Annotated in this window: 9 protein-coding genes; 4 read left to right on the plus strand and 5 right to left on the minus strand. The window is 46.3% G+C overall.

Going from position 1 to position 12,205, the window contains the following annotated elements; all coding sequences use genetic code 11:
- Positions 1-6 precede the first annotated feature (6 nt).
- Positions 7-1,491 carry a RagB/SusD family nutrient uptake outer membrane protein gene (locus tag ABIE50_RS17380; RefSeq protein WP_209857573.1) on the plus strand — a complete coding sequence of 495 codons (1,485 nt, stop codon included), beginning with the start codon at positions 7-9 and terminating at the stop codon, positions 1,489-1,491.
- A gap of 106 nt (positions 1,492-1,597) precedes the next feature.
- Entirely contained in the window at positions 1,598-3,172 is a 1,575-nt protein-coding gene (locus tag ABIE50_RS17385) for an FAD-dependent oxidoreductase (protein WP_209857574.1), read from the plus strand.
- Between the two features lie 8 nt (positions 3,173-3,180).
- Here the strand turns inward: ABIE50_RS17385 and ABIE50_RS17390 are convergent, their stop codons facing one another.
- Positions 3,181-4,038 (minus strand): AraC family transcriptional regulator, encoded by an 858-nt coding sequence (locus tag ABIE50_RS17390; RefSeq protein WP_209857575.1) that lies wholly within the window; start codon positions 4,036-4,038, stop codon positions 3,181-3,183.
- Between the two features lie 111 nt (positions 4,039-4,149).
- Complete coding sequence (locus tag ABIE50_RS17395) at positions 4,150-5,370, minus strand: amidohydrolase (RefSeq protein WP_354028055.1); 1,221 nt, start codon at positions 5,368-5,370, stop codon at positions 4,150-4,152.
- Between the two features lie 174 nt (positions 5,371-5,544).
- Here ABIE50_RS17395 and ABIE50_RS17400 point away from each other — a divergent pair, with 174 nt between their 5' ends.
- Both ABIE50_RS17400 and ABIE50_RS17405 read left to right on the plus strand, forming a co-directional pair.
- Positions 5,545-6,882: an amidohydrolase family protein gene (locus ABIE50_RS17400; RefSeq protein WP_354028056.1), complete on the plus strand. Its 1,338-nt coding sequence runs from the start codon at positions 5,545-5,547 to the stop codon at positions 6,880-6,882.
- A 150-nt stretch (positions 6,883-7,032) separates the two neighbouring features.
- A complete protein-coding gene (locus tag ABIE50_RS17405) occupies positions 7,033-8,559 on the plus strand; it encodes a family 43 glycosylhydrolase (RefSeq protein WP_209857577.1) in 1,527 nt (508 codons plus the stop codon).
- A gap of 44 nt (positions 8,560-8,603) precedes the next feature.
- Here ABIE50_RS17405 and lpdA read toward each other — a convergent pair whose 3' ends face one another.
- From lpdA to ABIE50_RS17420, 3 genes are all read right to left on the minus strand, one after another.
- A complete protein-coding gene (lpdA, locus tag ABIE50_RS17410) occupies positions 8,604-10,007 on the minus strand; it encodes a dihydrolipoyl dehydrogenase (RefSeq protein WP_209857578.1) in 1,404 nt (467 codons plus the stop codon).
- Between the two features lie 139 nt (positions 10,008-10,146).
- A complete protein-coding gene (locus tag ABIE50_RS17415; protein WP_209857579.1) occupies positions 10,147-11,358 on the minus strand; it encodes a S41 family peptidase in 1,212 nt (403 codons plus the stop codon).
- A gap of 166 nt (positions 11,359-11,524) precedes the next feature.
- Positions 11,525-12,205 (minus strand): PDZ domain-containing protein, encoded by a 681-nt coding sequence (locus ABIE50_RS17420; protein WP_354028057.1) that lies wholly within the window; start codon positions 12,203-12,205, stop codon positions 11,525-11,527.

The following is a 12,205-nucleotide window of genomic DNA, read 5'->3' on the forward strand; positions in this document are numbered from 1 at the left end:
ATAAAGATGAAATCACAATATAAGTTGTCGGGCAAAGCGCTGTTTGTACGCCGGTATGCGCTGTTGTGCGGTTTCCTGGCTATAGCAATGGTTTTCCTGGGAAGCTGTAAAAATAACCTCGTTGAGGTGCCTTATTCGTTCCTGGGAGAAGAAAACTCTTTCAAAACAGCAAGTGATGCCACCGTTGCGCTTGATGCGGTGTACGACAGGCTGCGCAACATTTATAACATGACGATGATCAATCTTGCAGATGTAAATTCTGAAGAGCTGACGGTGCAATCAAACGTTGGCGCAAGCATATTAGAGCTTGATAATAATCTTTATTCGCCATCCAATCCTTCTTTTGATGCGTTTTATACAAACTGCTACTTAACCATCGACAGGGCCAACAGGGTAATTAAGAATGTACCTGGCATTACCATGGATGCAACTGCTAAGGCGCAGATCATCGGAGAAGCGAAATTCCTGCGGGCATTGATCTATTTTGACCTGGTGCAGGCTTTTGGGGATGTACCATTGGTGACTGCTCCAACTTCCGATGTTGTGAATGTAAGCTTGAAGCGTACACCTGTGGATGCCGTGTATGCCCAGATTATTGGTGATCTGAAAGACGCAGTAGCCGCAAACCTGCCGGCACAGTATACCACTCCCGGAACGGTTGGGAGGGCCACCAGCGGCGCCGCGAAATCGCTTCTGGCAAAGGTATACCTCACCCGTAAGGATTATGTAAATGCGGCAGCTGTTGCCAGGGAAGTGATAGACTCAAAAGCTTACAGTCTCTTCCCGAACTATAAAGACATCTTTCCACCAGAGAACAGAAATGGCCGGGAGCATATTTTTTCAGCCCAATACAGCTGTATAAAAACATCTTACGGCAGCACAATGGCTGAATCTTTTGCCATTTATTTTTCCTACCCGATCAACCAGGGAGGAGGCGCATACCAGGCTGATTCCAATTATGTAAAGTCATACCTGCCGGGCGACTACCGGAAGAAGGTAACAATTATTACGGAGAAGGTGAACCCTGCCAATAATACGTTGGTACTATCCCGTACCGGTCCTGCAGTTGATAAGTACTGGGACCCGTCGCCCTGCGCCGAGTTTGCCGCCCGGAACAATTTCATGATCCTTCGTTATGCCGATGTGCTTCTTATTTATGCCGAAGCAATTAATGAAATTAACGGACCTACTGCTGATGCTTATGATGCCATCAACCAGGTACGGACCCGTGCGAGAAATGGTAATCTATCCGCCAACCCGCAAAACCTGGCTGGCTTATCGCAGGCACAGTTCAGGGATGCCGTTTTAGAAGAAAGGGGCTGGGAACTATGCTTTGAAGGGCACCGCCGCTGGGATTTACTGCGGACCGGCAAATACATTAATACCCTTCGGTCGGCAGGAATACCTGTTTCACAGAAAAACCTGCTTTATCCAATTCCACAACACCAGATAGATGTGAACGAGGCGCTTACCCAGAATCCGGGCTATTGAGCATTTTAATAAACAAAGCGCGCTTAACGCGCTTTGTTTATTATTCCGCTAAACCTGGCCCCGGAACATGGGCCGTTTTATAAACAATCAGTCGTAAAATTTAAAAATGAAGAGAGTATATATAGTCATGGCCATTCTGATGCTTTACGCATTGGGGGTAAATGCTTCGGGTAAACCCACCGTGGTCGTGTATGGAGCAACGCCGGGAGGCATATCGGCTGCAGTGGCTGCCGCAAGGGAGGGCGCTAAAGTGATTCTGATCGAGCAAACCCGACATGTAGGCGGTATGAACACCAGTGGGATTGGCACTGCCGAAACGGAGCACATGATCGAGGAAACCATTTCGGGAATTCCATTGGAGTTGTATACCCGCATGGGAAAATTTTACGGGAGCAATAAGCCAGCTTTTTATTTTGAATCGCATGTTGCCGAAAAGATATTTCTGGATATGCTTGCTGAGCAGCATGTATCCATTATCTATCAGGCTTATGCAGACAAGGTAAATAAAAAAGAGAACGCTATTAAAAGTATTGTATTATCAAACGGAAAAACGATCAGTGGCGATGTATTTATAGATGCAACCTATGAAGGTGATTTAATGGCAAGAGCGGGAGTATCCTATACTTACGGGCGCGAAAGTAAATCCCAATACAATGAGCCGCTTGCCGGGATCCGCCTTTTAGATAAGCCTATAGACGTTTCGCCGTATGACGACAACGGGCATTTGCTGCCCGGGTTTGTGGAAGCAAAAAATTTAACCAATGGCGAAGCCAGTAAAAGAATAATCAATTACAATTTCCGGTTAATGATGTCTACCAACGCCGACAGGATTCCTTTCCCCGCGCCGCTGCATTATGACCCCAACCGATATATTACGCTTAAACGCCTGCTGACCGCTCACCCCAACATGAAGCTGACGGATATCATTGATATATATTCCTGGAACTATCCACCCGGAAAGTATGAAACCAATAACAAACAAAATGCAGTGATATCATTGGGGCTTTTTGGCGGCAATACCGGTTATCCGGATGCAGACTACAAGGAAAGAGAGCGGATATACCAGGATCACAAGGATTGGACATTGGGTTTACTTTATTTTCTGCAACATGACCCCTCAGTACCGGAACCGTTGCGTGATGAAGCTGACCGCTATGGTTTGGCGCCGGATGAATTTAAGGACAATGGTAATTTTCCTTATTACTTATATGTACGGGAGGCCAGGCGTATGATCGGCAGCTATGTACAAACCCAGAAAGACATTTTTGATGAGCCCCGGAAACCTGATGCCATTGCTTTGGGATCGCATTTTGTGGATTGTCATCATGTACAGAAGGTAGCTATATCCCATACACAATACATTAATGAGGGCCGTATATGGGTTAAAGTTGAGCAGCCGTATGAGCTTTCGTATCGTATTATCACGCCCAAACAAAATGAATGTACCAATTTACTGGTACCCGTTTGCGCTTCGGCTTCTCATGTTGGATTTTGTTCTGTCAGGGTTGAAGTTACCTGGATGCAGCTTGGTCAGGCCGCAGGTGTTGCTGCGGCTATAGCTGCCAGAAATAAGAAACCGGTGCAGGAAATAGATGTAAAACGATTGCAGGAAACTTTAAAAGAAGATGGAGTTATATTTAACAGTGATGCGCAGCGTTGGATCAATAACGATAAATCCTGAGGTAAGCATTACTTCTCCCTGAATTGCGTTGGAGTAATACCAGCCTGTGCTTTAAAGAAGTTCGAAAAGTATGCATGATCCACAAAGCCAAGCTCAAATGCAATTTCTTTTATGGAGAGATCCGTTGACTGAAGCAGCCGCTTTGCTTCCAGCAGCACGCGTTGTTGTATCAACCTGGTGGCCGATACATGAAGATGGTTTTTACAAAGAATATTCAGATAGTTTGCCGAGATGTGCAGCTTCGAAGCATAGAAGCCAACCAGTTTTTCGTCCTTGTAAAATTTATCAATCAGCATATTGAATTTTGCAAGCCTGGGGTTAGACTGGAATACTTTCAGGTCTGTAAAAATATGCTCCGCTTCTTTGCTCACAATAGCAGCAATAACCGCTGCTCTTGCACTGATGATCTCCTGTACTGAATTAGGTGAATTGAGCTCATCCCTGATGGCGTCAAATTCATACTTCAGCAATTTGAAATTATCATTGGTCAGCGGGATCACCGGGTGATTCATATAATTCGAGAACGAGAAACGGAAAAAGGATGCGAAGCGCTCAAAAAATTGCTGCTGTATCATCAGCTGGTAACCTGTTGTACCGGGTTTGATGCTCCAGGTGTGCACCTGGCCGGGGAACAGCACATGAATTTGTTTATTCCCTATGGGATAGTCGTGGAAGTCGATATTATGAACCCCTTTTGCCGATTCAAACAGGTTGATGATAAAAAAATCGTGCTTATGCGGCTTATCGATATGCCGTTCGCCATGCAGTTCATTGAAGAGGAATTCTTCCCTGCCGGCCAGCTGGCCTTTCCTGAATTCATGGATGCCTAATACCGGAACATGGCCTGCGTTGTCATTAGTCTTCATATCAGCAAAGTTAAGTAGGGAGCTCAACTTCTAAAGTATGGAAATTTATGACAATAAAAATGGACTGCCTCTGAAAGGCGCAGAGGCAATACATCCTAATAACAGGATTTATCAGAATACAATATTCCCTTTATGCACCAGCGACTTAACCGGTGAAACCCTTGCTACTGCTTCGGCGGAGCAGGATGCTTCCAGGAATACAAGGTTTGCATCATCGCCAGCTTTAGGCCATTGTTGTTTTCCTTTATCATTCAGGGGAAGTATATACCTGGTAGCAAAGCCTAATGTTCTTGAAAGCGCCCATTCAGAATTATAGCCATACAGGCCTGCAACGAGTTTTGCTTTCCGGAGCATATGGCCAGGGCCAAAGGTGCTCCAGTGATCCTGGATATTATCGTTGCCCACCAGTACTTCCACGCCATGCTTTCTCAGCAGTGGAATAGGCATGATGGTGTTGCCGAAAGGCACAGAAGAAACAATACCCACACCGGCTTCAGCCAGTCGTGCGGCCATGCGCTCTATTTCCAGGGCCGGGAGATGCCCGAGTGCAAAGGCATGGCTCACAAAAGTCTTGCCTCGAAGCACGGGATTTTCATTTGCCCTGTTAACCAGGTATTCAATAGTTTTTATGCCGGTTTCCCCTCTTTCATGCAGGTGGATATCAATTCCCTTATTGTTGTCGATAGCCAGTTGTGTGACCAGGTCCATCGTTTTTTCTATGCCTCCGTCAATGGAATAAGGATCTACACCGCCAATGAAATCGATGTTCATTTTTGCCACTTCTTTCAGTAAAGGGGCCGTGTTGGTGTAAAACACACCATGCTGTGGAAAGGCTACCAACTCAGCGCCGGCTGTCTTCTCTTTATTTTTCAGCGCGGTTTCCAGGTGCTTTAATGAATCAAAGCCGGAGGTGGGATCGATATTGAAATGGGAGCGGATATAGTGGGTACCGTTCGACTGCAGGAACTCAATCAATTTGCCGGCCCGTTCCACGGAGGTTTTCAGCCATTCAGGAATCATCTTCTGCTCATAGGCAATCTGGTCCTTTACGGTTTTCCTTTTTGCCGAAACGGCCTGCCATGGAAGTCCATATAGCATCTTGTCCAAATGGGCATGCATATCCTTGAAGGCAGGGAGCATCAACCAGCCTTTTGCATCAATGGCATCCCGGCCTGCATCGTTAGGGGTGACAGCCTTAATTTTACCGTCTTCTGTTTCAACACAGAAAAGCGCGGTATTCGTTTTCACTACTTCCTCGCCATCGTACTCAAAACCCGTTTCCAGCAACACATTCTTATATGTGTAGCGGCTGGTGTTTGCTGTTTTATCCATTGGTTTCATTTACAGCAAAGTAAAGGGTAAATATCTCCGGAACTTTGTGTTATCTATACAGATACTTGAAAGATTTATAATTCGCGGCAGATTATTGATAAATCTTTCAAGGTATATCATGAATCTTTCACAGATCAGGTTGCCAGGAAGATTATTTTTGTAAAAAAGATGGGGATGATGAAGAAAACGGAAATATCCCGTAAAGAATTTATAAAAATGTCCGGATTGGGATTTACAGGAATGGCCTTTGCATCCGGCCTGTTGGGCTCTGCAGGGGCGTTTGCCGGTACTGCAGCAGGCAGCAGCGGAGAAAGCTACCTGTTAAAGAATGTGCGGCTTGAAACGGGATTTGTTTACGAGGAAGGAGAGGTAGTACACACAAAAACAGAATTGTTCTGCATAGAGATCAAAGACGGAAAAATAAAAAGCATTTCCGCCAATAAACCGGAGGCGGCCGATGCTATTGATGCAAACGGCTGGCTGATGCTTCCTGCCTTCAGGGATATGCATATCCATCTTGATAAAACTTTCTATGGCGGCCCATGGCAGGCAACCAGGAAAGGGCAGGGGGGCGTTAAGGGCATGATTGCGCTGGAACAACAGATATTGCCGGAGATGCTGAAAACCTCTACCTACCGGGCCGAGAAGCTGGTAGAATTACTGCAATCCAAAGGCAGTAACTTCGCCAGGAGCCATGTTAATATTGAGCCTACCTCAAAACTACAGTCGCTCAACCATCTTTTAAAAGCGCTGGACAATAAAAAGGATTCCTTTGGAGCGGAACTGGTGGCATTTCCACAGCATGGCGTATTCTATACTGATTCAGTTCCCTGGTTAAAGGAGGCGGCAAAAATGGACATCGATTTTATTGGCGGACTGGACCCGTATACCATTGATGGCGCTATTGAGAAAACAATAGATTTCACGGTGCAACTGGCGCTGGACAATAAAAAGGGAATTGATATCCACCTGCATGAATCAGGAGAATCAGGGCTGAAAACAGTAGAATACCTGATTAAGAAAGTAAACGAGAATCCCGCCCTTCAACACAAAACATTTTTAAGCCACTGTTTTGTGCTGGGCAGGATCGATAAAGTGAAGCAGGAGCAGGTGGCGGAGCAACTGGCGGCAGCAGGTATAGGTATTGTTTCCACCATTCCTTTCGGAGGACTGATTATGCCTATTCCTGTGCTTTATAAGTATAATGTAAATGTGATGACCGGCAACGACAGTATCATTGATCACTGGAGCACATTTGGATCCGGAAGCGTATTGGAAAAAGCCCATACAATGGCCCAGTTATACGGTTATTCTACGGAATTCCTGCTGTCGAGAAGCCTGAAGCTGGCCACGGGAAATATACTCCCGCTTGATGATAAGGGAGCGCAGCAATGGCCCAAAGCCGGGGATGCAGCAAACCTGGTATTGATAGATGCCAGCTGCTCTGCAGAAGCAGTGGCAAGAATATCGCCGGTAAGATCCCTGATAAACAAAGGGAAAATCGTGTATTAAGTATCCTATTTTAAAACTGTGAACAAAATGCGGGAAATTATTTTCCCGCATTTCTTTTTTTGGGGAGATGCCTATGCGCTCTGATAATAATTTACTATATTAGGAATGATACAACCCTTTTCCCACGTTAACAGTTAATCCGCTTAATCCATGAGAGAAAATCCTGTCTATTTGTTTGCCTGGGTATGCCTTGCCCTTTGTTTTGCCTGTAAAAAAATAAGCCCTGATAAACTGGCTGCTATTGATGGCGGTACAGCCAATTTAATTAACGGGCTGAATGATGCAGACTTTACCGTTGAAAACACCTTCACGAATCCGCTGATACCACGTGGCGCTGATCCCTGGGTGGCCCAAAAGAACGGAGAATATTACTTCACGTATACACAGGGGAGTAAACTGGTGCTTTATAAAACAAAAGCTATGACTGAACTGGCATTGGCAACCTCGCATGATGCATGGATCCCTCCGCAGGGAATGCCATATTCAAAGAATCTCTGGGCGCCGGAGCTGCATGAAATCGATAATAAATGGTACATCTACTTTGCTGCCGATAACGGTACTAATGCCAATCACCGTATGTATGTGGTGGAGAACAGCTCCGCCGATCCCACACAGGGCACATGGGTATTGAAAGGCAAAGTGGCTGATTCCACGGATCAGTGGGCCATAGACGGTACCGTTTTCAAATATAACGGGCAGCTGTACATGTTGTGGTCGGGCGGTAATGCAGGCGCCGCACCGCAGCGTATCTACATTGCCCCAATGAGCAATCCCTGGACGATCAGTGGTCCGAAAGTGGCAATCTCCAGTCCCACCTATTCCTGGGAGATGAACGGGAACGCCATTAACGAAGGCCCCCAGGCGATCATTAACCCGAACGGGCAACTGCTCGTAGTATACTCCGGCAGCGGCTATTGGGTGGACACCTATTGCCTGGGATTATTGAGTCTTAATGCCAACGGTGATCCCCTGAATCCTGCCGACTGGGTGAAAACACCCAATCCTGTTTTTTCGATGAGCGCAGATAGCGGGGCCTTTGGCCCGGGACATAATGGCTTCTTCAAATCGCCCGATGGTACGGAAGACTGGCTCATCTATCATGCCCGCAGCGCTGCCGGCGGAGGAGGCAGAAACGCGCGCATACAGAAGTTCACCTGGAATGCAAGCGGTGCGCCTGATTTCGGCATGCCGGTTAAAATCGGATCTCCTGTGCCCAAGCCCTCCGGCGAGCCTGTCAGGAAGATGTATAAAAAAGAGAACTGGTCAATTGCCGGGTTCAGCTCAGAAGAGCTTAACAACAGCCGGTTAGCGATACGGCTTATAGACGACGACCCGGCTACGCCCTGGATAGCGCGCTATTCCGCTCCTGCCACCAACTACCCTGATCACTGGATTGCGGTTGACATGGGAGATACGCTTTGTGTAGATGGTTTTGTATTCATCCAGAAAGACGGCGACCGGAAAATAAAAGAGTTGCAGGTCCTTGCCGGTAATGATAATCTCAACTGGGAAGATCTTGGAACCACTGTGCTGCTTAATCTCTATCCCAATAAGCAGTATTTCACCCTTCCTGCAAGGAAGCAATTCAGGTATTTTAAGCTGGTACCAAAGTCGGGGCTGGATAGTCAGCCGCAGCCCGGCCTGGCGGAAGCGGGGACGTTTGTATTGGATAATTAAGTGTCGGATTACAGCCCGCCGGCGCCGGCGGGCTGTAATTCCCGTTAAATATTTATCGCACCCTTCCCCGTTGCAATCAAATACGCATCCTTCAACACCTCAGAATAAGTAGGATGCGCATAACTCAGCCTCGATAAGTCGTCTGCAGTGATCTCATACTCCATAGCCACTACCGCCTGCGCAATCACATCGGCGGCACGGGGACCAATAATATGCACGCCCAGCACTTCGCCATATTGAGGGGATACCAATACTTTTACGAAGCCATCTGTGTCCATGGATGCCCTGGCTCTTGCGCTGGCCATGTAAGGAAATTTGCCCACGGTATAAGTAACGCCCTGCGCCCTTAGCTGCTCCTCTGTAGCCCCTGCTGCCGCCACTTCAGGCCAGGTGTAAACTACTGCAGGAATAAGTTCATACTTTATATGGGGTTTCCCGCCATGAATAACTTCTGCCACAAAAGTACCTTCATCTTCTGCCTTATGCGCCAGCATAGGGCCATCAATTACATCGCCTATCGCATAAATATTGGGCACAACTGTTTGTAACTGAGCGTTCACCTTTATTTTACCGTTTTTTTCCGGTGTGATACCAACAGCCTGTAAATTTAGACCTTCGGTGTAGGCTTTTCTGCCTACGGCAACAAGACAGTAGTCGGCTGTGATTTCCTGAGGCCTGCCTTCCGCATCCAGGAAACTTACGGATGCTGATGAACCATTGTTAATGGCCGACTGTACCTTGCTGCCTAACAAGATCTTAATTTTCAGTTTGCCAAGGGTTTTATACAAGGCCTTGCCTAGTTCCCTGTCCATAGTAGGGATGAGGGAATCTGTATATTCTATGATGGTTACCTCGGTGCCAATACGGGCATACACAGATGCCATTTCCACCCCAATTACGCCGCCGCCGATGATGATCATGGAGCCCGGCTGTGAAGGCAGCGATAAGCCTTCTGTAGACGTGATGATCCTTTTCTTATCGATAGTAACGCCGGGTATGGAAGAAGGTTTGGAGCCGGTGGCTATGATAAAGTACCTGCCTGTGAGCACGGTGCTTTTATCTGCTGCAGTTACCTGCAAATGGGTAGCATCTATGAAACTGCCTGTGCCATGGTGCACATCAATTTTGTTCTTCTTCATCAGGTATACCAGGCCCGCCGTATTTTGCTTTACCACATCGGCTTTACGGCTGATGAACTGGCTGAAATCAAGGGTAATGCCGCCCAGGCTGATGCCGTGCGTTTTAAACTGTTCTTTTGCCTGGTGATAGTGTTCCGAGCTATCCAGTAAAGCTTTGGCGGGAATGCAGCCAACATTGGTGCAGGTACCGCCAAGGGTGTTGTATTTTTCCACGATGGCTACCTTGTAACCTAACTGAGCTGCCCTGATGGCTGATACATATCCACCGGGACCTGATCCTATCACTATGATGTCATACTGATTGTCCATAAAATTGTTTTTATCTCTTGTATACGCAAAAGTAAAGCAAAAATATACCAATCGGTATTATTTGTGCTGATTTTTTGATTGATGGATAACCGGAGAGGTGCCAGCGCGTATCCGTAATAATTGATCAGCAGAATAAATTCTATCGCCGGTAAATATATTCCAGGGCTTCATCTTTATAATTAACAAAACTGGCGGCGCTATACGTTATTTCCTTATCGGGCATTAATGCCCCTTTTTTACCTTTCCAGTTTTCCCAGTACATGGTAGAATAACCAATTACGATCTTGGTGTTGGGAAGCCGGAAGCCCCGCACTTCTCCATAATGATTGATATTACCGCTGGTCATTTGGCCTACCAGGATGGCATTGGTATGTCTTTTAAATTCAACGGCATTCATTAAAGCGGAGGAAAAAGTTTGTTTTCCTATCAGTACATAAAAATGGCCTTTCTTATTCAGATAGCTGTGTTTGATGCTATCGATAAATGGCGACAGCACACCCGAATTGCCCCCACTGTTAAACCGGAGATCAAGGATGATTTTATTGGGATGCAGTTTTTCTATTGTTGAAAACAGCTCCGTGTTAAACTGCGGGAATGGATTATTTTCATCCTCTGCGCAGTGAACAAAGTTGAAGTAAATTATTTTTCTCGCTTCGTCATATGTATACCAATAATCTTTATCACTGTGCCTGTAGGGAAGTATGTTGTTGTACTGGCTTGCAGTGGCCAGTTTCAGGCTATCCTTGTTTATTGCATTAAGCGTTAGCTGGTATGTTTTATGCAGGGGATCCTGAAGCGTGAATACCGCATATTTATCAGTTTCAAGGATACCCAGTCCCTTAAGAAAAGATGGGTTGTTGAGGAATTGTTGCTGGTAAATATCAAAGTAAGACCTGTTATCAGATTTAATAACTTCTTTAAATTTCCGGTTAATTTCATCTATAGGATGCCCGTTAATGGCAATGAGTTGTGAAAGAAGCGCTGTTGAGCTGCCGGGATCAATGCCGGTAACGAAAATACCATCTTCAAACCGCTCAAATTTTATTGGTAAAACCAGCCTGAATACAGGTTCGATCCTGGTATGCTCATCACCGATAGAGACATTTAACCTGAAAAGCTCCACCATAAAGGTTTCTTCATTCAGGCTATCGATTTTGGAAGCCACAAGAGCTACTTTATTTTCAAAATCAGCTTTACTTATTTTATTGAAAAGATTCTTATGTTTTACCGGCAGTGTATCCCTGTAGTACATTAAATCAGCCAGCAGCGCTTTCCCGGAAAGATGTTGGGAGAAGCAATGGTTGGAAATTAAAATTGCCAGGAGGAACAGGAGAGAGGAATATCTTTTCATGTTGGTACGGTTTACTTAACAGCCTCCGAAGGAGGGGAGCTATGTTCTAACTGCTTCCAATATACGTACAAAAGATATAAGTTGCCTGGCCGGAGATCTGCTTGATTATTTGAGGGGAAGGGCAGGCGCTATCCTGCCCTTCCCCTCAGCCGGGGATAGTACTTTGTTATTTTACCCTTACCTGCAGCACCTGCTTTTGTTGGTTCCGCATGATCTCCACCGGGATTTTCTCTTTACCTTTTGCTGCTTCCAGAATTTCCAGCAGATGTTTAGCGGAAGTTACTTTTATACCGTTAGCCGTGCAGATAACGTCTTTTGGCCGGATCCCGGAAGCGGCCAGTAAACTGTTCTCCGGAACAGATACTATTATAGCGCCGGATTCATCCTGCAGGCCGTAGGCGGAACGTTCTTCCATGCTTTCCACCGGCTTTATCATGCCACCCAGGAAAGGCAGTCCTGCCGGCTTTAGTGTTTGTTGTGATTTATCCATTACCAGCGCAGGGATCACCGGTTGCAGGGCCAGTGCTTTTAAACCGGGCTCCTGTACGCCAAAGCTATCCATGGCAAAATTTTTAAAGCCGATGTTAAGCGCGGGAGAGTTGGGAGATACAGTATAATCGCCCTTCTCCGGGTGCAGGAACTGCGGGTCGCCTGCAATGCTATGCGCATCTGTTCCGTTGCTGCGGGCCAGCTCCAGCGCCGCTTCATCTGGGAACAGGTTATTATCTACCTGCTGGCCCCAGTCTTTCACCTGTATGGGGAAGTATTTGCGCATCACTATATTATTTTCAAACACATCCTGGCTGTTGGCAAACCATACGTGCGGATGAAAAGAGTTGTTGATCAT

Origin of the sequence: Chitinophaga sp. OAE865 (assembly GCF_040546735.1) — a bacterium.
Classification (GTDB): domain Bacteria; phylum Bacteroidota; class Bacteroidia; order Chitinophagales; family Chitinophagaceae; genus Chitinophaga; species Chitinophaga polysaccharea_A.

What these genes read in the sequence shown, in the direction of transcription:
- lpdA (WP_209857578.1), bottom strand. Translation starts at nt 10,007, where the DNA reads ATGGACAATCAGTATGACATCATAGTGATAGGATCAGGTCCCGGTGGA.
- ABIE50_RS17385 (WP_209857574.1), top strand. Translation starts at nt 1,598, where the DNA reads ATGAAGAGAGTATATATAGTCATGGCCATTCTGATGCTTTACGCATTG.
- ABIE50_RS17400 (WP_354028056.1), top strand. Translation starts at nt 5,545, where the DNA reads ATGATGAAGAAAACGGAAATATCCCGTAAAGAATTTATAAAAATGTCC.
- ABIE50_RS17415 (WP_209857579.1), bottom strand. Translation starts at nt 11,358, where the DNA reads ATGAAAAGATATTCCTCTCTCCTGTTCCTCCTGGCAATTTTAATTTCC.
- ABIE50_RS17420 (WP_354028057.1), bottom strand. Translation starts at nt 12,205, where the DNA reads ATGATCAACAACTCTTTTCATCCGCACGTATGGTTTGCCAACAGCCAG.
- ABIE50_RS17390 (WP_209857575.1), bottom strand. Translation starts at nt 4,038, where the DNA reads ATGAAGACTAATGACAACGCAGGCCATGTTCCGGTATTAGGCATCCAT.
- ABIE50_RS17405 (WP_209857577.1), top strand. Translation starts at nt 7,033, where the DNA reads ATGAGAGAAAATCCTGTCTATTTGTTTGCCTGGGTATGCCTTGCCCTT.
- ABIE50_RS17380 (WP_209857573.1), top strand. Translation starts at nt 7, where the DNA reads ATGAAATCACAATATAAGTTGTCGGGCAAAGCGCTGTTTGTACGCCGG.
- ABIE50_RS17395 (WP_354028055.1), bottom strand. Translation starts at nt 5,370, where the DNA reads ATGGATAAAACAGCAAACACCAGCCGCTACACATATAAGAATGTGTTG.